Origin of the sequence: Ancylobacter tetraedralis, assembly GCF_014195655.1 — a bacterium.
GTDB classification, from domain to species: Bacteria; Pseudomonadota; Alphaproteobacteria; order Rhizobiales; family Xanthobacteraceae; genus Ancylobacter; species Ancylobacter tetraedralis.
This window is the reverse complement of record NZ_JACICD010000009.1, coordinates 62,061-84,588: the sequence shown is the minus strand read 5'-3', so window position 1 is coordinate 84,588 and position 22,528 is coordinate 62,061. Positions and strand designations below refer to the sequence as shown.

Annotated in this window: 15 protein-coding genes and 1 tRNA gene; 12 read left to right on the top strand and 4 right to left on the bottom strand. The window is 62.8% G+C overall.

Annotated elements, in window-relative coordinates; translation table 11 throughout:
- Positions 1-645: 645 nt before the first annotated feature.
- Genes FHS55_RS19460 through FHS55_RS19450 form a run of 3 tightly spaced genes read left to right on the top strand, consistent with a single transcriptional unit; the run spans position 646 to position 2,647 of the window.
- Positions 646-1,515, top strand: a complete 870-nt coding sequence (locus FHS55_RS19460) for a ParA family protein (protein WP_183191452.1) — start codon at positions 646-648, stop codon at positions 1,513-1,515.
- Positions 1,512-1,946 carry a hypothetical protein gene (locus FHS55_RS19455; RefSeq protein ID WP_183191451.1) on the top strand — a complete coding sequence of 145 codons (435 nt, stop codon included), beginning with the start codon at positions 1,512-1,514 and terminating at the stop codon, positions 1,944-1,946. The genes FHS55_RS19460 and FHS55_RS19455 overlap by 4 nt, the downstream gene beginning before the upstream one ends.
- Positions 1,947-1,948: 2 nt before the next feature.
- Entirely contained in the window at positions 1,949-2,647 is a 699-nt protein-coding gene (locus FHS55_RS19450) for a hypothetical protein (protein ID WP_183191450.1), read from the top strand.
- 222 nt (positions 2,648-2,869) lie between these two features.
- Here the strand turns inward: FHS55_RS19450 and FHS55_RS19445 are convergent, their stop codons facing one another.
- A complete protein-coding gene (locus tag FHS55_RS19445; protein ID WP_183191449.1) occupies positions 2,870-3,535 on the bottom strand; it encodes a hypothetical protein in 666 nt (221 codons plus the stop codon).
- Between FHS55_RS19445 and FHS55_RS23865 the strand changes: the two genes are divergently transcribed.
- The 5 genes from FHS55_RS23865 (at position 3,483) to FHS55_RS19420 (ending at position 15,464) form a co-directional block, all read left to right on the top strand.
- Positions 3,483-3,923: a helix-turn-helix domain-containing protein gene (locus FHS55_RS23865; RefSeq protein ID WP_343056287.1), complete on the top strand. Its 441-nt coding sequence runs from the start codon at positions 3,483-3,485 to the stop codon at positions 3,921-3,923. The two genes, FHS55_RS19445 and FHS55_RS23865, sit on opposite strands and share 53 nt — an antisense overlap.
- Before the next feature lie 609 nt (positions 3,924-4,532).
- Positions 4,533-6,641, top strand: coding sequence for a DUF3363 domain-containing protein (locus tag FHS55_RS19435; protein WP_183191447.1), 2,109 nt, complete (start codon positions 4,533-4,535; stop codon positions 6,639-6,641).
- A 180-nt stretch (positions 6,642-6,821) separates the two neighbouring features.
- The gene (locus FHS55_RS19430; protein WP_183191446.1) at positions 6,822-8,795 is read left to right on the top strand and encodes an ATP-binding protein; all 1,974 of its coding nucleotides are present in this window, start codon (positions 6,822-6,824) and stop codon (positions 8,793-8,795) included.
- A gap of 407 nt (positions 8,796-9,202) precedes the next feature.
- On the top strand, positions 9,203-13,138 hold the full coding sequence (locus FHS55_RS19425; protein ID WP_183191445.1) for an nSTAND3 domain-containing NTPase: 3,936 nt from the start codon (positions 9,203-9,205) through the stop codon (positions 13,136-13,138).
- A gap of 637 nt (positions 13,139-13,775) precedes the next feature.
- Positions 13,776-15,464 carry a recombinase family protein gene (locus FHS55_RS19420; protein ID WP_343056286.1) on the top strand — a complete coding sequence of 563 codons (1,689 nt, stop codon included), beginning with the start codon at positions 13,776-13,778 and terminating at the stop codon, positions 15,462-15,464.
- On the opposite strand, the gene FHS55_RS19415 is transcribed toward FHS55_RS19420, so the two are convergent.
- The 3 genes from FHS55_RS19415 to FHS55_RS19405 all read right to left on the bottom strand — a co-directional run bounded on the left by FHS55_RS19415 (position 15,435) and on the right by FHS55_RS19405 (position 18,747).
- Positions 15,435-15,511, bottom strand: a tRNA-Arg gene (locus tag FHS55_RS19415). The two genes, FHS55_RS19420 and FHS55_RS19415, sit on opposite strands and share 30 nt — an antisense overlap.
- Before the next feature lie 334 nt (positions 15,512-15,845).
- Entirely contained in the window at positions 15,846-17,057 is a 1,212-nt protein-coding gene (locus FHS55_RS19410) for a glycoside hydrolase family 2 protein (RefSeq protein WP_246340300.1), read from the bottom strand.
- 100 nt (positions 17,058-17,157) lie between these two features.
- On the bottom strand, positions 17,158-18,747 hold the full coding sequence (locus FHS55_RS19405) for a sensor histidine kinase (RefSeq protein WP_246340299.1): 1,590 nt from the start codon (positions 18,745-18,747) through the stop codon (positions 17,158-17,160).
- A 420-nt stretch (positions 18,748-19,167) separates the two neighbouring features.
- On the opposite strand from FHS55_RS19405, the gene rpmH reads away from it, so the two are divergent.
- The 4 genes from rpmH (at position 19,168) to yihA (ending at position 22,517) form a co-directional block, all read left to right on the top strand.
- A complete protein-coding gene (gene rpmH, locus FHS55_RS19400) occupies positions 19,168-19,302 on the top strand; it encodes a 50S ribosomal protein L34 (protein WP_183191444.1) in 135 nt (44 codons plus the stop codon).
- A gap of 65 nt (positions 19,303-19,367) precedes the next feature.
- Positions 19,368-19,769 carry a ribonuclease P protein component gene (gene rnpA, locus FHS55_RS19395; protein WP_183191443.1) on the top strand — a complete coding sequence of 134 codons (402 nt, stop codon included), beginning with the start codon at positions 19,368-19,370 and terminating at the stop codon, positions 19,767-19,769.
- Entirely contained in the window at positions 19,766-21,580 is a 1,815-nt protein-coding gene (yidC, locus tag FHS55_RS19390; protein WP_183191442.1) for a membrane protein insertase YidC, read from the top strand. Before rnpA ends, yidC begins: the two co-directional genes overlap by 4 nt.
- 181 nt (positions 21,581-21,761) lie before the next feature.
- Entirely contained in the window at positions 21,762-22,517 is a 756-nt protein-coding gene (gene yihA / locus FHS55_RS19385; protein ID WP_183191441.1) for a ribosome biogenesis GTP-binding protein YihA/YsxC, read from the top strand.
- Positions 22,518-22,528 lie beyond the last annotated feature (11 nt).

Here is a 22,528-nt window from a genome sequence, read left to right as displayed (position 1 = left end):
AAAGGTGCGTCTGTGCAGGCTGCCGAATGCGACGACGACGCGGGCAGCACTTCAACGTTCCCACGATTTAGGTCTCGTTGTGCAGCTGCATCGGCTGGGGGAACGCTTCGCACCGTAGCGAACAGATGGCGGGAGAAACGTATCGGACCGCGAAAACCGTTTCAAAAACCGTTTCAGCTCACGTCTTTGAAACGGTGAAATCCAGCTAAGTCCTTGAAAATAATGGCGCGCCGACGTTGATGAAAGTGAGAACTACGTCTTCGCCGCGGCTCTCTAGGATGCGAATTTCAGTATGGCTGATCAGTACTAGTGAGAGCCCAGCTCGTATTCCTTTCGCGCTCTGCTGCACCGTCTAACAATATGAAAATACTGCCGATTTCAAAATGTCCTTAGCGCAGCCCCCCCCTGCGCGGAGCCTCCACGTCAATTGCTGTGATCGTTCTCTTTCCACGACCTCAGCCCCCACAGGTGGCAATGCGGCAGAGGGCGGCCGCAGAAGTTGCACGCTTAGGAAAAATAGGCCTTAGTACGGGAGGTACTTTTGGGGCCTTTGGGGGGGGGGGCTCCGCTAGGTGTTGAGCGCGATATCTGTTGTTCGCACCTACCTCATCCCTCGAAGATGCGGTCGCTCGGGGAGGGCAAACTTTGTCGGCGGTTGTTACTGTGATGAATATGAAAGGGGGAGTCGGAAAAACAACGGTTACCCTAAATCTCGCAGGCCTGTTAGCACGGTACAACATCGGAGGTCGGCCACCTTTACGCGTGCTGATGATCGATTACGACCCTCAGTTCAATCTGTCCCAAGCCTACATACCGCCCAAGGAATATTTTGCTCTAGAAAAAAATTATAAAACAACGCTAGCCATTCTAATTGATAGCGGCACTGCACTGAACCCCTATCAATTACAAGTATCTGGAAATCATTCGCCGCCTAGCGTATCTTCTCTTGTCACAAATTTATTTACGCACCACACCGGTGCAAAATTAGATATTGTGCCATCTACACTAAATTTGATGTACGTTGCGCTAGGTCAAGCAACTACCAATACTAAGCCAATTGAAGAGAGGTTTGAGAAATTCATAGGTGAGTGCCGACTTCACTATGATCTTATTATGATTGACTGCCATCCCGCCGGATCTCTTTTTACGAAAACGTCATTGACCAATTCGGATTTTGCTCTGATCCCCGTTGTCCCGCAAAAATATGCGGTACGCGGTATAGGTCTGATGATGGAGTTTATGAAGGCTAAAAAGGCGGGGACGAAGGCTCCTGAGCCCCTAATCCTATTTAATTCAACCGGGCGAACCGGAACCTCGTCCGAGGAGGCGACCATTCGCGCCGACGGAAAATATGCGCCGTACTGCCTCGCCAGTACGCTCAAATGGTATAAGGCGTTTGGGGAACCGGAGGGCGGCTCGGGGTTTGTGTGGCAAAGCACTAAGCCATACAGCACGTCTGCCTTCTTGAATCTATCTGCCGTCGCGCGCGAGTTTCGAACAAAGATTGCCTTATGATGATGCAAAGCACCCGATACAAAGCCCTGCTGAGATCACTCTTTGCGAGCGTGATGCAGTCCGAGCTGAGCGCTTCTGACCTGCGCTTGCTGGCAGAGGAGCTGAGGAGGGGGCGCTTGGGCGATGAACTCGCCTATATGGTCGAGGAGGCCGCATCCCATTTCCAAGACCCGATTAGAGAAACCAGCTCAGATTTGCGTGCGTTGGAGCGCCTTGTAAAAGATAAGAGACTTACGAAGGCGGCAATTCAAAACATTATTACCAGCATAGACGCGAGGTCGACCGCACAAGAAGCAGCCACAATGCGCCAAATACTTCAAGAATTTTTACTATCCTCCTCTCAGCGACAGTTGGAGAAGTTTAAAGATATTATCGCCTCCTCCGGGAACACTGATCCATATCTAAAGGGCATCTCGGAGAGAGACAAGTAATAATGTCTCTCTTGTCCGTTTTGAAAAGCGTCGACTGGCACAAAAACATCGATGCCGCGCTCGTCAACGCGGACGACTTAGCTCGCATTGAATCGGCTCTAATGCGGATTGCAGTTTGGTCGAAGCAACTGGAGATCTGCGACAAGGAAAACCCGGCCCTATGTTTTATAAGAGAAGCGCAGATAGCAGCACAGCAGGCTGCTGCGATACTAAGCCTCTGCATATATAAGGCATCAGCAGCCTCTTCCCGAGCTCTTTTCGAGACGTGCCTATATTACACTTATTTTCGTACCCACCCAAGCGAACTGGCTACGTTGGTGCGAGTAGATAAGTACTATGTTAACAAGAGCGAACTTATAGAATATCATAAGCTCCACACGCCAAATTTTACAAAACGTCAAGAGGCATTTGACCTTATTGGAAAGATCGAGAAATGGTATTCGCAAGTGTCGGCAGTGGTGCACGGCCAGATCCCTGGTGCCTGGAATGCGCACTCTTCACTTGACAATATTAGCTTTTATAAATCAGCTCACGATCTTGCTCTTTCGACCTTTATACAAGGCGAGGAGTTAATGCACCACTTATTGCTCTGCACCGCCGGTTTTGAACTTTGGCAGGGCTTCGCTCCGGATGCAAAAACGCATCTTTTGAAAGGTCTGCACGGCGACAAAAAGGCTATATTGGGTATTGATGGAAAGTAGAACAGGCGTATTATTTATCATGTAATTTTTTAGTTTTTCATTGGAGTGACTGATCTTGATCTGATCAGTCCATCCGATGATCTCGACATGATGATTTCTAGATGTGAACCTATACCGATAGCGTGCGCGCCTTCATCAACCGGACCGGACACTGCACTGCCCCGTACTGGGCCTAGGAGCCTCCGTGTCTCCAATCCCTGCTTTAGCATCGTGAGGACGGCTTCAAGCAGTGAAGTCGGCGGTATCATAACGCGGTAACTGCACTATGCGCGCAACGTCTCTACGAATGCGCCGCAGCTCCGGCCACGGGAATTGCCGCCCCTCCGCGCCCTCAGCCCCGACGGCGATCAAAGCGTCGAGTTTCGCCGAAAGGCCGCACAGAGAGGTGGCATCCGTCGCAAAGAGCGTCGCGATCAGTCGGTCTTCATCGACGGATGCAGCTGCCTCTGCGTTCCTAGTGGCGGTGTAGCCGATGGCGCGATCCGCGTCGTCCCAGCGCTGCTGATGTGCGCGCAGCGCCTCCGCGACTTCGGCGCGCCGAGTGCGAAGCGACGGCACATCAGCCGCAAGCTCGTCGAACTGCCGCAGAGAGCTCACCCGCATCGGGGACGGCAACTCGGCCGCATTAAGAACCGCCTGCGGAAAGCCGATCGTCCGCGCGAGTTTGGACTCCAGGCGCTGCTGCTTTCGGCAAAGGGCGAGCGTACGCCGATGCGCGGCGCGCCACGTTTTCCACGCGAGCACAGTGGCATCCGTTTCGCTGTCATCCAGCGGTGCGGCGGCAGCCGAACTGTTGAAGGAAGAGCCGCCGACCGTCAGCAGGGCGGCAGAGAGAATGTCCCTCCGGGATGGCCGGGACAGACTCGTGCTAATCTCAGAATCAGCCATGATCCGAGCTCCAAGCAGCTTGGGTTATGGTCAGGCCGGGCTGAGTGTTACCGCACTTAGTCCGGCCGTCGAAACGATAGAAATAATATCAAATAGGGCCCGACTCGTGTCAACTCAGGATGAAGAACCGGGACCTGAGCTCATCACGACGCGACAAGTGAAGGCGGCCCGAGCGCTGTTGGGTTGGTCGCAGGCCGACTTGGCGAGGGCGGCAGATGTGTCCGAACCGACGCTGGCACGATTGGAAGCTGAAGACGGAAAGCTAGGCGGACGTCGAAGGACGAACGACAAGCTCCGCAGCGCCCTGGAGCGCGCCGGCATCGAGTTCATTTCCGAGTTTGACGGTGGGATAGGTGTCCGCTTTCGCAAGCCGTCAGCGTCCGACTGACGCCGCATCAGCCGCAGTAGACGTGTGAATAAACTGCGGGATCAACGCAGCTCGACGGCAGGTTCGTTGCAGCGTTTCTGCACGGCAGCGGACGCTGATTGATATCTTCAGTGCAGGTTCGACGGCAGCGCGACTGCGGCCTAATCGGCCTTCTGACCGCCAACTCGCGGCATCATCGATAGTCACCCTACCAGGCCGGCTGTAGCAGCCGGGGCGGCGTTAGCGCGTCATAGGTTGGCTAGGGCCGCAGCCAGCGTTGCTCGCTTGCTCCTTCGTAGTATGTTCGGCATTCTTTGTTAGTTTATGTGCGATCGCGGCAGGTTAGAAGGGATTGATGGCAAGATAAAGCGGATTTTCAATCCGCGCGGGCAACGCCCGTAAAATGTTGTCTGCACGTTGTTTTCCGTTCCGGAAAACGGAACTAAGTGACGTTTTGGAAGGTGACGTTTTTCGCGGTGACCATTCAAGAGCATGATAAGTTTGTACTTTTTGCGCGCACGCGCAACGTGCGTTCCGCCGGCTGTGCGCCAAATCCGACGTTTCCACGCTATACTTTGATCGGATGTTTTTCGACTTGCGGGGTGCGCTTTGGCGGCCAAACCTGCGGTCATGACACGCCGCGACGACGATGATTTCCGCATCAAGCCGGGCCGGCCGCGTAGCCGGGGGACGCGCCTAAAGACGCATGAGTTGCCGTTCGTCCAGCAGGCTTTGATAGCCGTGCGCCATGCGGGTGGCGGCGCGCGGTGGGGTGGTGGTCTTTCCCGAGAGGGAGTCGGCAGCGGTCGGTTCAATGCGCGGGGTCGTGGCGCCAAGGTAATGGCGTCGCTGCCGCGTGACAGTGGTGGGTGGCAGAGCGGATCGTCGGGCCGGTTCCGTTCTCGCCGCGTTGTGGTCAAGGCGCGGGTCGTGAGGCTTGCCGGGAAGGGGAAGAGCGCGCGCAGCCCGAAGATGCGCGGCGCTGTGTCCGTGGGCGCGGTCGGTGCGCATCTGCGCTACCTCGAACGTGACGGCGTGACCCGCGACGGCGAGAAGGGTCGCGCTTACTCAGCGCTCGGTGACGAGGTCGACGCCAAGGCTTTTGTGGAGCGCAGCCGTGAGGATCGCCACCAGTTCCGCTTCATCGTCGCGCCGGAGGATGCCGCAGAGCTCGGCGACCTGAAGCGCTTCACCCGTGACCTGATGAGGCAGGTGGAGAGTGACCTCGGGACGAAGCTCGACTGGATCGCCGTCGATCATCACAACACCGGCCACCCGCACAGCCATATCCTCATACGCGGCGTGCTCGATGATGGCCGTATCCTCAACATCGCCGGTGACTACATCGCCCATGGCATCCGCCATCGGGCGAGCGAGCTGATTACGCGGGAGCTCGGTCCGCAGACCGAGGTCGAGCTGCAGAACAAGCTGCGCCATGAGGTGGACGCCGACCGTCTCACCCGACTGGACCGGATGATGATCGCCGAGCAGCGCGAACATGGTGTCCTCGATCTGCGGCCGGACGCTGGCGAGAGCTACCTGGTGCGAACCAACCGGCATGTTCTCATCGACCGGGTGAAGCGGCTGGAGAGCTTCGGCATCGCCAAGGAGATAGAACCGGGACGCTGGAGCATTGCCGAGCGGGCCGAGAGCACGCTCCGGGCGATGGGCGAGCGCGAAGACATCCTGCGCACCATGCACCGCGCGCTGACCGATCACGGGCTCGGCGACGAGCGCGGCGCCGAGCAATACGTCACCCATGGCAACCGCATCTCACATGCCCTCGTCGGGCGTGTGCTCGACAAGGGATTGGCGGGCGATGAGATGGGCGAGCGTTTCTATCTGGTCATCGATGGCGTGGACGGCCGCACCCATCATGTTGAGACCAGTGACGCCTCCCGGCTGGAGGACATCAAGCGCGGCCATATCGTCGCGCTGGACCCGCTGCCGACAAAATCGGACCCACGCCCGGCGGACCTCAACATCGCCACCATGGCTGAGGCGAACAGTGGCATCTACCGGCCGAGCGAGCACCTGGAACTGGCGCGCCCAGTGATCGAGCAGCAGCGCGGCGATCTCGACGCCTTCATCCGCGCCCATGTGCGCCGGCTGGAAGCCCTGCGCCGGGCCGGCCATGTCGAGCGCATCGACGTCGATCACTGGAACATCCCGGAGGACCTGCCCGAGCGTGGCATCGCCCATGATGCACGAACCGCAAGGAAGGACTTTGCGGTGCGCACGCTCTCTGCCGTCGATCTTGACCAGCAGGTGGGCAGTGATGGCGCCACCTGGCTGGATCGGGAGCTGGCCTCGCGCCAGCGCACCGAGCTTTCCGACGCCGGCTTTGGCGGCGAGGTCAGCGCAGCGCTGGAGCGCCGCCGCCAGAGCCTGGTCGATCAGGGTCATGCCGTTCGACTGGATAACGGCAACGTCCGGGCGCCACGTGACATCCTTGCCCGCCTTGAGGCCATCGAGGTGGACCGCGTCGGCCGTGCCATGGCGGCAGAGCGCGGCCTTGCCTACACCCCGAGCCAGCCGGGCGAATATGTGTCCGGCCGGCTCGCTGGCTCGGTCAATCTGGTCAGCGGGCGCTTCGCCATGATCGACGATGGTCTGGGCTTCCAGCTCGTGCCCTGGCAGCCTGTGCTAGAAAAGCAGATAGGCCGCCACATCTCCGGAGTCTCCCGCGATGGCGGGGTCGAGTGGAGCCTCGGCCGTAATCGAGGGCTGGGGCTTTAGGCCTCGCTGCCCTGAGGCGGCGTGAAGGCACCGAATTCGGTGCAGATAAGATCAACGTGCCAAAGTCGCGCAATTTGAGACGACCCCGGACATAGCGGGACGCGCTGCATGGGGACTATTGGTGCCTATGGCAGACAGCAACCGAGGCTTGTACGATCAATCGCCTTTTGGGGGGCAAGTATGAGCACGACCATCGACGTGAGTCCTCGGAACGATTTTTGGCACCGCCTATGCCGGACGCGGCCACTTCGTGCCGTTTCAGAGATAGTTTGGAACGCGCTAGACGCGGATGCGGAAAATGTCGGCGTAGAGTTTCACCGCAACGCACTTGGTGGGCTAAGTGAAATCGTCATCAAAGATGATGGCACTGGCATCCCGCGTGCACGTGATGAGGAACATCGCTTCGCTGCCCTAGGGGGCTCGTGGAAGGCGAAGGTCCAGCGAACCCCCGAAAAGCGACTCATGCACGGAAAGCTTGGCGAAGGCCGCTTCCGCGCGTTCGCGCTCGGCGGGATCGTGACGTGGCAAACGACCTTCAAAGATGGGCAAAATTATCTCTCTTACGAAATTCTGGGTTCTGTCTCGGCCCCTGGCAAGTTCACACTTTCTGACATAACTCCCTCCGCGCTAGCAGCAACCGGTACAATCGTTACGATCTCCAACCCAGAGGCGAACGACGGCACGCTCGAGACTGACGATTTTCGTGCACATATCTCGCGCATATTCGCTCCCTACCTTCTGAATTATCGCGCCATCAAGCTTACGATCGGCGGCAAAGCTATCGACACGAAAGAAATCGTCGCGCGACGAGAGGAGTTCCCGCTGCCGCCCCTGCGGCTGCGCAACGGCCACGAAATTGCGGCGTCCCTTGAGATCGTAGAATGGCGGTCTATCAGCGGTCGAGCGCTTTACCTATGCGACGAAAACGGGTTCGCGCTGTCGGAGCGTGCGCCGGAGGTGCGTGCACCCGGTTTCGATTTCGGTGCCTATCTAAAGTCCGCGTATTTTTCCCAGCTCGACGAAGGCGCTCTCGTCGACATCGACCTTGCGGACGGCGTTGGGCAACTGTTGAGTTCTGCTCGCGATCAGCTTGCACGATACTTCAAGCAACGTGAACGGGAAAAGGCGAAAGCGCTTATTGAAGTCTGGAAGAAGGAAGGCGTCTATCCTTTCGCAGAGAAGCCAGAATCTCAGGCGTCGGACAAGGCTCGTCAAGTTTTCGATATATGCGCTGTAACCGTACATGACTATGTTGATGGCTTCGAACATCAGAACAAGGCGACGAAATCTCTCTCGTTTCGTCTTCTAAAAGAGGCGATCGAGTCCGGATCTCCAGAATTGTCACGGATATTATCAGAAGTTTTGATGCTACCTAGTGCCAAGCAGAAAGAGTTTTCAGAGCTTCTCGACAGAGCGAAGCTGACTAATATTATCGATGCCGTGAAGGACATTGAACTTCGTCTAGTGACCGCTAAAGGACTGCGCGAGCTTGTTTGCTCAGCATATATTCGGGATAGCGTCAAGGAGAGAGAGCACATACATCGGATTGTCGCCGACAATCCTTGGCTGTTCGGTGAGCAGTACGCAATGGGTCGCTCGGAAGTAGGCTTGACGAACCTGCTGCGCGAGCACTTAAAGTTGATGAAACGCGATACGCGTGTCACCGAGCCTGTCCTTAAATCCGGCGGCAAAAGCGGCCGCGTCGACATTATGCTCGCAAAACTGGTCAAGATGAGCGGCCGTTCCGACGATAACCATTTGGTGATCGAGCTCAAGCGAGCGAACAAGGTCTTAAGCCACAAGGAATTTTCACAGCTATTCGAGTATGCAAACGCCGTCGGTCAAGACACTCGCTTCGACAAAACCAGCGTTTCTTGGGATTTTTGGCTTGTCGGCGTTCAGTTGGACCACGCTCTGAGCGAACTGTGCAACGCGCAGGATCGGCCGCCGGGCTGCGCACATATCTCGAAGTCAGGGCGCATAAAGGTTTGGGTCAAAACGTGGGGAGAGCTTCTGCACGACTGCCTCGGTCGTCATGAATATATCCGCAGTAAACTTGAACTTGAGGTTACAGAAGAAGAGTCGGTGGCTCATTTACAGAAGATGTATATGGAGGTGGTAACACCACAATCGGAGGAAAAGAAGAATTTTTAATTTACTTGCGATCTCGAATCGAATTTTCGCGTTGCTGTTGACTCAGCCACTCGTCCAGGACCTCTTGCGCTCGCGCAAGATGCGGACATTGGAGCCACGGCGACATCCGGATTTTAATACCACCGCCTACTGATGGACCGCTTCCGACCCAGAAGGGCGATATTGATATCGAAGCCATACTTCTCGCTTGAAACGGCGTGGGAAGATGCTGAACAATTCGATCTCGAATCCCGCGGGCCGAAAGGGTCGCAACATAACAACAGACGTGAAACGCCCCGCTCCGTGGCTCAGACATCGTCCTACGAGCTTGTTTTCTGAACAGTCTCCGGCACGGCGCAGGCGCGACACTCTCGTTGCTGCTGATCGCAAGCCCCCATTCCTGTCCCGGTTAGGGACAACTAGGCCGGATGATGGACGACAAGACGACGAGCGCGCCGGCAGGGCTGGCAGGATACCACTACCAGATCGATGTCTCGATCTACCTTGCGCTCGACCTTATGCTCGTGCGGAAGCGGCTCGATGCCATCACGCTCGAACCCGCCAACTATGAGGACCTCGCGGCCGACCTGAAGGACGAAACGCAGGTCTCGGCCGCGACGCGCATCACGATCGGGGGCTATCCGCTCATCGTCCAAGCCAAGCTTCGCCATGGCGAACCGTGGTCGGACACCGACCTTGAAACCCTTCTGACCAAAGGCAAGAAGCGCAAATCGCCTAGCACCCTTCTGACTGAGGACTCAACGCTCAGGTATCTGCTGGTCACCAGCGCCGCTACCAAGGGTGTCGCCCGTGATCTGCGGATGGGTTCGGTCGGCGGAACCTGGCCAGCGAAGCTTCCGTCTGATATCGGATCGCGGCTTCCCGGCTTGGACGGGCGCGTCGCCATTCTCGATGGTCTCGACGAGGCGAAGCTCGACGGTCAGATCCGCGACCTTCTGCAGACGACATGCAAGGTGCCGCTGCCCCACATCCCCGAGTGCATCAAGGAGCTGCGGACCATCGCACTCGAACACATGCGCAACGGCCCCAGCGTTTGGAAGCGGGACGCGCTGGAGAAGACCATCACCGCCTTCGGCGGCTATCTGACGACGGCACCCGAGGTCGGAATGTTCGTCAAGCCGACGAACTGGGGCGAGCTGCAGCAAAAACTGGCGACGCAGTACGGCGTGATCATCAGCGGCAGCTCGGGAACCGGCAAGACGACGGCCGCCGAAGTCCTGCTCGACGAACTACGCAGCGCTCCGGATGGCGCGTTCAAGGTGATCCGCGTGACAGGCGGACCCGAGCAGATCTGGAAATCGAAGGAGACCGGCCGCGTAGTCTTCATGATCGAGGATCCCTGGGGTAAGTACCGGTACCACCCCGAGCAAGGTGCCTGGAACCGCGACCTCGATCGCATGCTGAACGAAGCGCACGCGGACCGACAGTTCATCGTCACCACCCGGTCCGATGTCCTAAAGGAAAGCGGTGAACGGCTTTCAGGGCGATGGTTTGTCCCGCTGGAGACCGGGCACTACGGACAGCGCGAACGCTTCCATCTGTTCGACAACCAGGTCCGGCTTCTGCCCGAGGACATTAAGGCTCCGGTCGATGCGCACCGCGACCTAGTCCTCAAGCGGCTCGAAAGCCCGTACGAGATCCAGAAATTCTTCGACGGGCTCGCGGACGACCGGCTGCCCGGTGAGACCGTGCCGGCCTTTATTCACCGCTGCCTTGGTCGCGCGCACATCGATGCGATCGAGAATACGATCGTCGATCAGGTCGAAGACCGCCACGACACGCTTCCGGCGATCGCCGTCTGGGGCCTTCTGAAGGCGCTGCCACGCCTTTCTTGGGAAGCGGTCCCACGACTAGCGGACGCAATTGGCGCGAGCGACCTGGAACTCGAGGACAAGATCGTCCCGTTGATCCGCTTCATGGCCGCAGGGCGCAACCTACGTCAACCGAACGAAGTGCTCAGCTACTACCACCCGCGCGTCGAGGCAGGGCTGGAGCGAATCATTAAGACCCACGGCGGCCGCGCAGCCCGTCTTCTCGGCGTCATGGTCGATGTGCTGATCGCAGTCGATAGCGATGCTGCCGCCGACTGGGGCCGCGAGGCGGCGGCGCGCCTTGTCCAGGGCGCCAAGAACGATCGCGTCCGGGTGACGGTCAGCTCGAGCGCCCAAGCGGCGCTCGATGCGTATGTTCGGGCGCGGCTGCTGACAGCTTCTGACACGCTCGAAGCCGACATCAAGCTAGCGGCGGACATCGGTTCGTCCACTGAAACGACTGCTCTGTTCGCGCGCTGGTTCGGCGCACGTGGAAAGACTTTCGGTTTGCTTCAGAACTGGCGCGAAACGCCTATCTGCGCAGCCGATGCGGCGCGCATGGCAATTGATCCTGATGTTAGCCTCGTCGCCGGGCGCGTCGTTCGCGAGACGCTGGCGCGAACGAGCGATCATTTCCCGAACGACTTCGCCGACCGCATCGCGGTCGTGGCCGGTACCCAGACCGATGCCTTCCGCGACGCCGCGTTGCGGATGGTCGGTCTCGGTTACGACTACAATGCCACTGTCGTCGGCACGGGCGCCCTCGTCGACTTCGCTGGCTTCGAGGCCGTACTCGATGCCGCGATCGACGTGATCATCCGCCTGCGCGACGACGACGACGGATCGGTCTGGCTGGAAATCCGCAATGGCGAACACAGCGAGGGCTATGCCGAGCACCTCGCCGACATGCACCATGACGACGGCCACACAGCCGAAAGCTTCATCTGCCTCTACGTTGCCGAGTTACGTCGGCGGTCGGGTTGGAACGCCATCGTCGAGCGGCCCCGGTTTACGGAGCTAATCTGGAGCTGGATTCAGGTGCTCGGCGGCAACGGTATCGTCCCGCAGCCGGGGGAAATGGTGGGCCTCGCCGACGCCGTGCGCGGGCATCGCCACGACGCGCGTTTCTGGGACATGGCGCGCGACAAATGGTCGACCGATCTCGGCTCACGACTGGACGACTATCTGAGGACGCCTAGCCTCGCCGAAGATACGCGCCATGCTGTCCTGAAGACCATGATCGTGCACGAACCGGCGAAAGGACAGGCCTGGATTCAGGCGATGGCGACGGCCGGGGATCTGCAGGGCGTCCTGCGGGCGATGGCCGACCTGCGCGCTCTGGCAAACGGCTACGACCTGAAGTCCGAGGTTTCGGCCTTCGCGGCGGACGCGCCGGATCAAACCGGACCCTATGCGCTATTGGCGCGGGCGGTGCTCGAAGACGCCGCGTATACCGTGTCGTCGACAGAGATTGATCACCTGGAAGCACTCGACACCACTGCTAGCCCCGATCTACAGCTGTTGCGGGCTCGCCTCCTTGCGGCGGCGGGGCGCCCGATCCGAACCTATGTCGAAAGCCTGCTTGCAACGGCGGGCGATGAACGCGAGAACATTCAGCGCGCCACCACCGCTCTAGCGATTGCGATCACGCAGGGCCTGACGGACATCGTCGAAGGTGCGCTGAAACACCGGTTCGCCGATGTCCGATGCGATGCGCTGCGCGCGATCGCGAACGGCCTCGAAGCACCGCTTCCCATGCCTATCCTAGCGATGGCTTACGACAAGGGAAGCGGCGTGCGCAGCGCCCTCGTCGAGATCCTGGAAGCCAAGCCCGCCGCCGCCCATCAACCGACCCTTATCGGCCTGATCGCCGACAACTGGACACGCGCCGAAATCTACTACGGGGAGGAGGCGAGCTACCCAATCGCCACCGCCGCGGCTAAGTTGCTGGGCGAACAGGCCCCTCTCTTCGCCGACGCGATCGACACTCTGACGGCGCAGGCCGCCGTGACCAACGATTCCGACCTGCGCGACGCCCTGCTGCTGGCGGTCGCCAAGCAGGGCGATGTCGCGGGCCGTGATCGGCTGGCGGATCTCGCGCTCGAGATCGGGCGCCCCGGTTTGCATGCGGCCGCCGCCGAGGCCCTTTTTCTCGTAGGGGATCAGTCACCCGCCCGCGCCGCTCGCTTTGAACCGCATCTCCTTGGCGGGCGCACGGCCTCGGTCGTCACGTCCATGGCGCTGGCGGTCGGCGCGACGGGGGACAAGGCCGCTGTCCTAGCGCTCGCCCGCACGCTCTACATGGAACCGGATCGTTCCGCCCTCGTCGTCCCGCTGCTGTTCGGCGCGATTTTCGGCGAGGACGGTCTGGCTGACGAGATCGCGGCGATCTTGCCCGATGAGATCCGCGATCGCCTCACACTCGCCTTCACCGGCGACGCTTTGGCGCCGAGGAAGCTTCTCGATGTGCTAGGTGATTTCAGGATCCGCGGCGCGGTCATCAAACGTTTGCGCAAGTTCTTCGAGCCTTAGCCCAAGGACCCCTCCCGCTTTCGAGATGATGTTAGCGCGGCGGGTGGCGGAGCAGATGTTACGTTCGGCAACGTCGGAAGCTTCCCCCGACTGCATGCCGTCATTGCCCGGGTCGACCGGGAGACGCCGAAACTTCTCCCGCCAAAGAGGAAAGTCCGAACCGCCGCGTTGGGTCAGAACTGCGCGTTGGCCGCGATCGAACTGAGCCACGACAAGTCGACATGCTCTACGGCGGAGAATGGCGGGCCAAGCCGAGCGGACTGCAACGCTCATTCGCTCTGCAAATTTCGCTCTGCAAATATCGAAAGCCGCAGCGTGCGTAACGGCTATTCCGTGAGACTCGTCAGCCATTCAGACTGGCAAGATGCCGAAATGCCGAATGCTCCGAGGTCGATGTTCCCGCGTGCGTGCGATCCCCGGCACATTGCCGGCGGACCTTTACGCCTACGCGAGAGAGACGCCGGGGCCTTCTGATAATCCGCGCCCCATCGAACCTGACCGTGCTAGAATCCACGTAACCGATGACTGGCCCGAGGTGCCGCCGATAACGGAAGCCGAGCTACGGGTCATCGAAGCCCACTTCGCAGAGGTGCTCGACGAACTGTTCGGCCCTCTTCCGTGAGAGGAGACGCCGGACGTGGCGAGACAAGCAGCAGAGCGGAATATAGGAGCCGTCATCGGCGTCGCGGAACGGGCCGCACTGTATCTGCGGGTTTCGACCGGGCGACAGGCTGATAGCGATCTCTCCATTCCCGACCAACGCCGGCAGATCGAGAATTACTGCCAGGCGAAGGGCTGGGAAAGGGTCGCGGAGTTCGTCGAACCCGGCAATACCGCCACCGATGACCGACGCCCCGCCTTTCAGGCGATGATCGACGCCGCCCTGACCAAGCCGGCACCCTTCGGCGTCATCATCGTTCACAGCTTCTCGCGCTTCTTCCGCGATCAGTTCCAGTTCGAGTTCTATGTCCGCAAGCTCGCGAAGAACGGCGTGCGGCTGATCTCCATCACCCAGGACCTCGGCGACGATCCCATGAGCGTCATGATGCGCCAGATCATGACGCTGTTTGACGAGTACCAGTCGAAGGAAAATGCGAAGCACACCCTGCGGGCGATGAAGGAGAATGCCCGTCAGGGCTATTGGAACGGCTCACGCCCTCCCATCGGCTACCGCATCGTGATTGCCGGCCAGCGCGGCTCCAAGGTCAAGAAGAAGCTGGAGATCGATCCGATCCATGCCGACACGGTCCGGCTAATCTACAGGCTGGCCCTGACGGGTGATCCGCAGCGCAACGGCAGCCCGATGGGGATCAAATCGATCACCGCTTACCTCAATGAGCGCAACATCCGCACCCGCGATGGCGGGCGCTGGGGGATCGCTTCCGTCCATCAGATCCTGACCCGAACCACCTATATCGGGGAGCATCGGTTCAACACGCGGGACCACAAGACCCGAGCCCCCAAACCGGAAGCCGAGCACGCGATTGCCCAGGTCCCTTCGATCATCACCGAGGCTGAGTTCCGCGCCGTGCAAGCGAACCTCAGGGCGCGAAGCCCGCAATGGACGCCGCCACGCGAGGTGAGCGGCCCGACGCTTCTGACTGGCATCTGCTTCTGCGCCAGCTGCGGTGGCGCCATGACGCTCCGGACCGGCAAGGGCAGTTCCGGCGGCATGTATCGCTACTACGCCTGTTCGACGACAGCGCGCATGGGCAAAACCGGCTGCAAGGGTCTTGCGGTCCGTATGGACCGGCTTGACCGCGCCGTCATCGATCATCTGGAACGGCGCATCCTCGACCCCGAACGCCTTTCCGTCCTTCTGGAACAGCTTCTTGATCGGCGCGAGGAATGGGTCGAGCGGCGGCGCAACCACATCACCGAGCTCAACAAGCGGGCGACGGAGTCCGAGGCTAAGCTGAAGCGCCTTTATGAGGCGATCGAAAACGGCCTCATCAACATGGCCGATCTCTCATTGAAGGACCGCATCGCCGAGCTGACCGCGATTCGCGACCAGGCCCAGGCCGACGCCGAGCGCGCGCAAGCGGCTGTGGAGAGGACTGGCCCGAAAGTTACCGTCGAGAGCCTGAAGCACTTCTCCGAGGTCGCCCGCGCAAAGCTGCGTACCGAGACCGGCGAGTATCACCGCGACCATCTTCGCGCGCTCGCTCAACGCGTCGAGGTGGTGAGCAAGTCAGAGATTCGGCTCATGGGAAATAAATCGGACCTTCTGCGCACGTTGGCTGCCGCATCAACCGTAGGAGCGGCGGCGAACGGCGTTCGCAGTTTTGTACCGAAGTGGCGCGCCCGAAGAGATTCGAACTCCTGACCCCCAGATTCGTAGTCTGGTGCTCTATCCAGCTGAGCTACGGGCGCCCGGCTTCCCGTTGGAGGGGGAAGCGCGTCTCGCTGCAGAAACGCTGCGGCGAGGGCCCGTGAGCTACCCCGATTCATTGGACATTGCAAGACGTCCCGACGACTTGTTGCGCTATCCACAGGCAAAGATGCCGATGGGCCCGGTTACCGTCGTCCGCCGCCCGCTCTTTGCGGGGCTGGTCGACACCGGCTTTCGAGTGCCTGTCCCCATGCTTCCGGGCGGGGTGTGCACGGTCCAAAGCCCATCCGCCGCAACGTTTCCAGCGGCATCCTCGCGCGTGAACGACCGTGCCCGCAAGACCGCCGCCCCCCCGCGATCACCGGCCGGCCGGCGTCAGCGCACCTCGAACGGCATGTTGGCGGTTGCCGCCGCGCCGCGGGTGTCCAGGATCTCGACGAAGACGCGATAGTGGCCGGGTGGCAGGCCCGCGATTCGCGCGCCGGTCGGCCCGGCGAGGCGCACCGCGGCGGGAAAGGCGGGCGGCACCGCCTCCGCGTCGCCGCCAATGCCGCGCGAGGCGCTCTCGGCCATCACGCTCCAGCGCACCTCGATCGGGTCGCCGTCGGGATCGAGCGCTTCCAGCGCGAAAGCCCCCTCCCCGCCCTCCGGCCAGCTGGCGAAGGGCGCGCTGGCATCGTCAGCCACGCGCAGGGAGACGATGCGGGGGGCATGGTTGCCGCCGGGCGTGCGTCCGCCCCAGGCCTCCGCCATCGCTTCCGCGCCCTCGGTCCACGCGCCGCCGGGCAGCAGCAGGCTGTGCCAGCTCGGCGTCACTTCCTGCTTCTGCCCCCACAGGAACACGATCGCCCCGGTGTCGCCCAGCGCCTCGAGATAGCGGCGCAGCTGGATCGCCTTCTGCGTCGAGCTGGGCTCGAAGGGCGCTCCCCACGGCGCATGCGCCGCCTGCCACTGGCCGAGCGCGCCAAGCTCGGTGACGATAATCGGCCCCCGCCAGCCCTGCGCGCGGGCGCGGTCCGTGACGGAATAGAGCGCATCGCCATAGGAATTGAGCCCCAGCGCCTCAAGGCTCGGCGCGCGGGCGATGAGCTTTCGCACCTTGTCGGTGCCGGTCTCGGCCAGCACGGCGAGGGTGGGGTGATCCGGGTCGACCCGCCGCACCATGGCCGCCGCCTGCTCGAGCACCGGCCAAACGGGCGAATCGTCGGCAAGGTCGACCTCCACCTCGTTGCCGATGCCCCACATCAGCAGCGCGGGATGGCGGCGGTATTTTTCGACGATGGATTGCAGCTCGGCGAGCTGGCGCGCCGCGAAGGCCGGGTCGGCATAGTTGGCGCCCTGGCGGGGCTGGCCGACCCACAGGCCGGCAATCACCTTGAGCCCGGCCTTCTGCGCCGCGTCGAGCATGGGGCCGGGATCGCCGCCATAAAGGCGCACCGTGGTCGCCCCCAGCGCGGCAAGCTCGTCCAGCGGGCCCTCGCCGGCCGCACCGCGCACCGCGAAGGGCTTGCCGTTCACCAGGATGCCGGTGCCGTCGACCGTTACGATGGAGGATTGATCGGCGGGTTGACGGGTCGTCTGGGCCATGCCGGGCATCCCCGGCAGAGCGAGCGCAGGCACCGCCAGCGCGGCTGCAAGGAGCAGGCGAGGCCAGACGGTGCAGCCCGACAAAGTGGCGCGGCGCGGCTCACCCATGCGAGCGGGCGGCGCGGCGCGCGCCAAGGTCCACCGGCCGGTCCGGCAGGCGCAGCTGGAAGGTCGCGCCGATCGTGCCGGGCACCAGCCGGATATCGCCGCCATGGGCCTGCACCAGTTCGGCGGCGATGGGCAGGCCGAGCCCGGTGCCCCCGCGCCGCGCCGAGCTCTGGAACGGCTCGAACAGGTGCGCGCGGGAGCGCTCGGGCACGCCGGGGCCGGTATCGGCCACCTCGAGGATGGCGATGGCGCCCTCGCGCCGGCCGGTGATGCGGATCTGGTCGCGGGCCGCGTCGTTGGGCGCGCGGGCGGACAGTGCCTCCATGGCGTTGCGGCAGAGATTGAGCAGCACCCGGAACAGCTGGTCGGGATCGGCATCGACCATCATGCCGCGCTCGATGGAGGCCACCCAGCCGATGGCGGCGCCCTCCTCGCCGAGGCCGAGCGTATCGCGCACCTCGTTCACCAGCGGGGCCAGCGCCACCATGCGCTGCTCGGGCGGGGGCTCCTGCGCGCGGCCATAGGCCAGCGTCTGCTCGCAATAGGCGATGGCACGGTCGAGCGCCGCCTCCAGCTTGGGGGCGAAGCGCTGCACCGCGGGGTCGCGTATGTCGGCGAGGCGGTCGGAAATGAGCTGCACCGAGGCGAGCAGGTTGCGCAGGTCGTGGTTGATCTTCGACACGGCGAGGCCGAGCGCGGCGAGGTGATTCTTCTGCTGCAGCGTCTCGCCGATCTGCCGCTGCATGGCGACGAATTCGCGCTCGGCGAGGCCGATCTCGTCCATGCGGGTCTGCGGCTCCACCGCCGCCGCCGGCCCGGCGGGGTTCTCGCGGAAGGCCACCATGCGCAGCGTCAGGCGGCGCATCGGCCGCACGAACATCCAGGCCAGCCCGAGATAGACCAGCGCCCCGGTCAGCGCGGCAATCACCAGCGAGACCAGCAGGATATTGCCGGTGAAGCGCAGCATCGCCTTGCGCAGGGGCGTCTCCCTGAGCACGATTTCGACAAAGCCCCCGCCGCGCGGCGGGGTGCCGACCACGCGGAGAATCCGCCCATCATGGGCGATGAGCGTGTCGAAGGCCTGCGACACCGCCTGCCAGGGAGCGATGTCGCGCAGGTCGGTATGAGCGTCGACCTCCGGGGGCATCTCGGTGGAGACCAGAAGGCGCCTTGTATTGTCGCGCTTCAGCGCCACCGTGATGGCGCCCACGCTGCCGAGCAGTTCGCGCGTCAGTTCGGGCGAGATCATGCCCTCGGGCGCGGCGTCGAGCACGAGGGCGGCGGTGCGCGCGCCGGACAGCCGGTCGGACAGCCAGTTGATGCGGAAGGCGGCGACCGCCGGCACGATGATGAGCACTTCCGCCAACAGGACGAAGGCGAGCGTGAACACCAGCAGCTTGCCGGACAGGCCGAGATGGCGCGCCGCGGCCGGCGCCCCGCTGGCGGCCGCGCCGGCGGAATCGCGGGCGGCCCGCTCGCTCGCCGCCGGCAGGGCGCGCGCGCCATCGCCGGCCGACGCGGGCGCTTGCCTCTCGCCCGGCAACCCGGCCATGTCGCCTGTGCCTTCCAGCCGCTCGTCCATCGTGCCCCTTGCTCGCGCTTTCCGCGCTTCCCCTACGCGACCCGAGAATTGCGGCGGGCCCGCGACGAAACCGCACGATCGCCCGCACCCAATCCCGACACGCTCGCGTTCACGTGATGTATGGCGCGCGCGGCCAAACGCCAGAGGGGAGCCGCGTGATCGCGCGGCTCGCGCACGGCGGATGTCGCGGCGATGGCCGGCCGCCGCCAACCGGCCTGCCATCCAATTGACCGGACAAGTTGGCGCGCACACGTTGACTTCGCCCGGCGCGCCTCCTATAAGCCCGCTCCAACCACGGCTGCCCTCGCGGTCGGGTTGCCTCCCGCATGTGTGCTGGACGTCGCGATCTACATCGCGATCCGCCGGATGTGGGAAGCATTCCGATCGGGGCAGCGTTTTCGAACTAGCGGAGATAGACCCGTGAAGCGCACTTATCAACCGAGCAAGCTCGTGCGCGCCCGGCGGCACGGCTTCCGTGCGCGCATGGCGACCCGTAACGGCCGCAAGATCCTCAATGCCCGTCGGGCCCATGGCCGCAAGCGCCTGTCCGCCTGATTCCGTTCTTCGGCCCCATATGGCTGGGGCGCGCCGCCCTGCTGCCTGAGGATCGGCGCCCCGCCATGGACCGGATCGTCAAGCGCAAGGACTTTGTGGCCGCAGCCTCCGGGCTGCGCGCCAATTCAGGCGCCCTGCTGCTGCAGGGTCGCGCCCGCGCGGATGAGCACTGCCCGCGCATCGGGCTTACCGTCACCAAGAAGCACGGCAATGCCGTCGAGCGGAATCGCATCCGCCGACGCCTGCGCGCCGCCGTGCGGGATGCCCTGCCACGCGCGGGCAAGTCCGGCTTCGATTATGTGATCGTCGCCCGGCGCGCCGCGCTCGGCGTCCCCTTTGCCGATCTCATCAACGACATCGAGCGGGGTATCGCCCGCCTTCATTCGGGAAGCCGACGTCCGCCCAGGCCTGCACGCGACAGCGCGGCGCAGCCTGTGGCCCGCGCCGACGGAGAGAAGCTGCCATGACGTCCGAAAACCGCAACATGATCGTCGCCATCGTGCTTTCGATGGCCGTGCTGATCGCCTGGCAGTACTTCTCCGGCATCCCGCAAATGGAACAGCAGCGCCAGCAGCAGACGACGCAGCCGTCCGGGCAGGGTTCCACCGCGCCGCAGCCGGGCGCCGAGCCCGCATCCGGCACCACCGCTCCGGCCCCGGGCGCCATCGCCGCCAAGCCGGCGACCCGCGAGGAAGCCCTCGCCCGCTCGCCGCGCGTCATCGTCGATACGCCGCGCGTCATCGGCTCGGTGGCGCTCAGGGGCGGACGGCTCGACGACCTTTCGCTCAAGAACTATCGCGAGACCGTGCAGCCTGACAGCCCGATCATCGTGCTGCTCTCGCCCTCGGGCGCGCCCAACCCGTTCTACGCCGAATTCGGCTGGGTTCCCGGCGCGGGTGCCAGCGTGAAGGTGCCGGACGGCGACACCCTGTGGACCGCCCCGGAGGGCGCCCGGCTGACGCCGCAGGCGCCGCTGGTGCTGACCTGGGACAACGGCGCGGGCCTTCTCTTCCGCCGCACCCTGACGATCGACGAGAACTACATGTTCCACGTCGCCGACGAGGTGGAGAACACGACTGGCGCGCCGGTGGCGCTGCACCCCTATGCGCTGGTCTCGCGCCACGGCACGCCGCACACGCTCGGCTACTACATCCTGCACGAGGGCCTGATCGGCGTGACCTCGGAAGGCGGGCTGCACGAGATCAAGTACAAGGACATCGCGGAGAAGAAGAGCGTCACCTTCCCGTCGGTCGGCGGCTGGCTCGGTATCACCGACAAGTACTGGGCGGCGACCGTCATCCCCGACTCGAAGGAGAAGGTTCAGGCGCGCTTCTCCGCCGCCCAGACCGGCAACGACATCACCTACCAGACCGATTTCCTCGGCGATGCCGTCACCGTCGACGCCGGTGCCAAGGCGACGACCGAAGGTCGCCTGTTTGCCGGCGCCAAGGTGGTACAGCTCGTCGACGGCTACCAGGCCAGCTACAATATCGACCGCTTCGACCTGCTGATCGACTGGGGCTGGTTCTATTTCATCACCAAGCCGCTGTTCCTGGTGATCGACTGGATCTACCACTGGGTCGGCAATTTCGGCGTCGCCATCCTGATCGTCACCGTGCTGCTCAAGGGCATCTTCTTCCCGCTCGCCAACAAGAGCTATGCCTCGATGGCGAAGATGAAGGCGGTCCAGCCGGAAATCGCCGCGCTCAAGGAACGCTTCGGCGACGATCGCGTGAAGCTCCAGCAGGAGATGATGGAGATCTACAAGAAGGAGAAGATCAACCCGATCGCCGGTTGTCTTCCCATCCTGATCCAGATCCCGGTCTTCTTCGCGCTCTACAAGGTGCTGTTCGTCACCATCGAAATGCGGCACGCGCCGTTCTTCGGCTGGATCCGCGACCTTTCAGCACCGGACCCGACCACCATCTTCAACCTGTTCGGCATCATTCCGTGGGATCCCGGCCAGGTGCCGGTGATCGGCCACTTCCTGATGCTCGGCGTGTGGCCGATCATCATGGGCTGCACCATGTGGGCGCAGATGAAGCTGAACCCGGCCCCGCCGGACCCGACGCAGAAGATGATTTTCGACTGGATGCCGCTGATCTTCACCTTCATGCTGTCGTCCTTCGCTTCGGGCCTCGTCATCTACTGGGCGTGGAACAACACCCTCTCGGTGATCCAGCAGTCGATCATCATGCGTCGCAACGGCGTGAAGGTCGAACTCTGGGACAATCTTCGCGACACGTTCATCCGCAAGAAGAAGCCCAAGGCCGGCTGAGGCCGCCCCCACCGTCCGTCCGGCGTGACCGGACGGATCCTTCATCAGGCGGCGCGAACGGCCTTGGGGCGGTTCGCGCCGCTCGTCTTTGAGGCCGGGCCTCCGCCCGCCCTCCGCCTTGCCGGCGCTGTCCGGCGCTGTCCGACTTGCGGAACGCCGCCGGCCGGTCGATAAGCGCTGCATGAGCACTTCCGACAAAGACCTTCCCGCCCACGCCGCGGCCGATGACTCGATCCCGGCCGATGCCCCGCGTCAGGCTCCGGCCCAGGATTCAACCTCGGTCCCGCCGGAGGACGCGGCGCTGATCGAGGCCGGCCGCAAGCTGTTCGCGGGCGAATGGCAGTTCATTTCCGCCGCGCCCACCATCCCGACCCTTCCCGCCATGCGGGGCATCGAGATCGCGCTGGCCGGCCGCTCCAATGTGGGCAAGTCCAGCCTCGTCAACGCGCTCACCGGCCGCAAGGCGCTGGCGCGCACCTCGGTGACGCCGGGGCGCACGCAGGAACTGATCTTCTTCGGTGTCGGCCCGGACCTGACCCTGGTCGACATGCCGGGCTACGGCTTTGCCAAGGCGCCCAAGGAAAAGGTCGACGCCTGGACCGCCACCGTCCGCGCCTATCTGCGCGGTCGCGCCAATCTCGCCCGCGTCTTCGTGCTGATCGATGCCCGCCACGGCCTCAAGCCGGTGGACATCGAGATCCTGGACGGGCTGGACAAGGCTGCCGTTTCCTATGCCATCGTGCTGACCAAGGCCGACCAGCTGAGAGGCGGGGAGCTGGAACAGCGCATCGCGGAGACGCAGGCCGGCCTCGCCCGCCGCCCGGCCGCCTTCCCCACCGTCTTCCCCACCTCCAGCCGCGAGGGCAGCGGCATCGCCGAACTGCGCGCCGCCGTGGTGCGGCTCATGGCGGAACGCGGCATGGGCCCGGCCGCCTGAAACCAGCCAGA

Coding starts and splice junctions, on each gene's coding strand:
- FHS55_RS19455 (WP_183191451.1), top strand. CDS start 1,512: ATGATGATGCAAAGCACCCGATACAAAGCCCTGCTGAGATCACTCTTT.
- FHS55_RS19450 (WP_183191450.1), top strand. CDS start 1,949: ATGTCTCTCTTGTCCGTTTTGAAAAGCGTCGACTGGCACAAAAACATC.
- FHS55_RS23865 (WP_343056287.1), top strand. CDS start 3,483: ATGTCCCTCCGGGATGGCCGGGACAGACTCGTGCTAATCTCAGAATCA.
- FHS55_RS19445 (WP_183191449.1), bottom strand. CDS start 3,535: ATGGCTGATTCTGAGATTAGCACGAGTCTGTCCCGGCCATCCCGGAGG.
- FHS55_RS19435 (WP_183191447.1), top strand. CDS start 4,533: ATGACACGCCGCGACGACGATGATTTCCGCATCAAGCCGGGCCGGCCG.
- FHS55_RS19430 (WP_183191446.1), top strand. CDS start 6,822: ATGAGCACGACCATCGACGTGAGTCCTCGGAACGATTTTTGGCACCGC.
- FHS55_RS19425 (WP_183191445.1), top strand. CDS start 9,203: ATGATGGACGACAAGACGACGAGCGCGCCGGCAGGGCTGGCAGGATAC.
- FHS55_RS19410 (WP_246340300.1), bottom strand. CDS start 17,057: ATGGCCCAGACGACCCGTCAACCCGCCGATCAATCCTCCATCGTAACG.
- FHS55_RS19405 (WP_246340299.1), bottom strand. CDS start 18,747: ATGGACGAGCGGCTGGAAGGCACAGGCGACATGGCCGGGTTGCCGGGC.
- rnpA (WP_183191443.1), top strand. CDS start 19,368: ATGGACCGGATCGTCAAGCGCAAGGACTTTGTGGCCGCAGCCTCCGGG.
- yidC (WP_183191442.1), top strand. CDS start 19,766: ATGACGTCCGAAAACCGCAACATGATCGTCGCCATCGTGCTTTCGATG.
- yihA (WP_183191441.1), top strand. CDS start 21,762: ATGAGCACTTCCGACAAAGACCTTCCCGCCCACGCCGCGGCCGATGAC.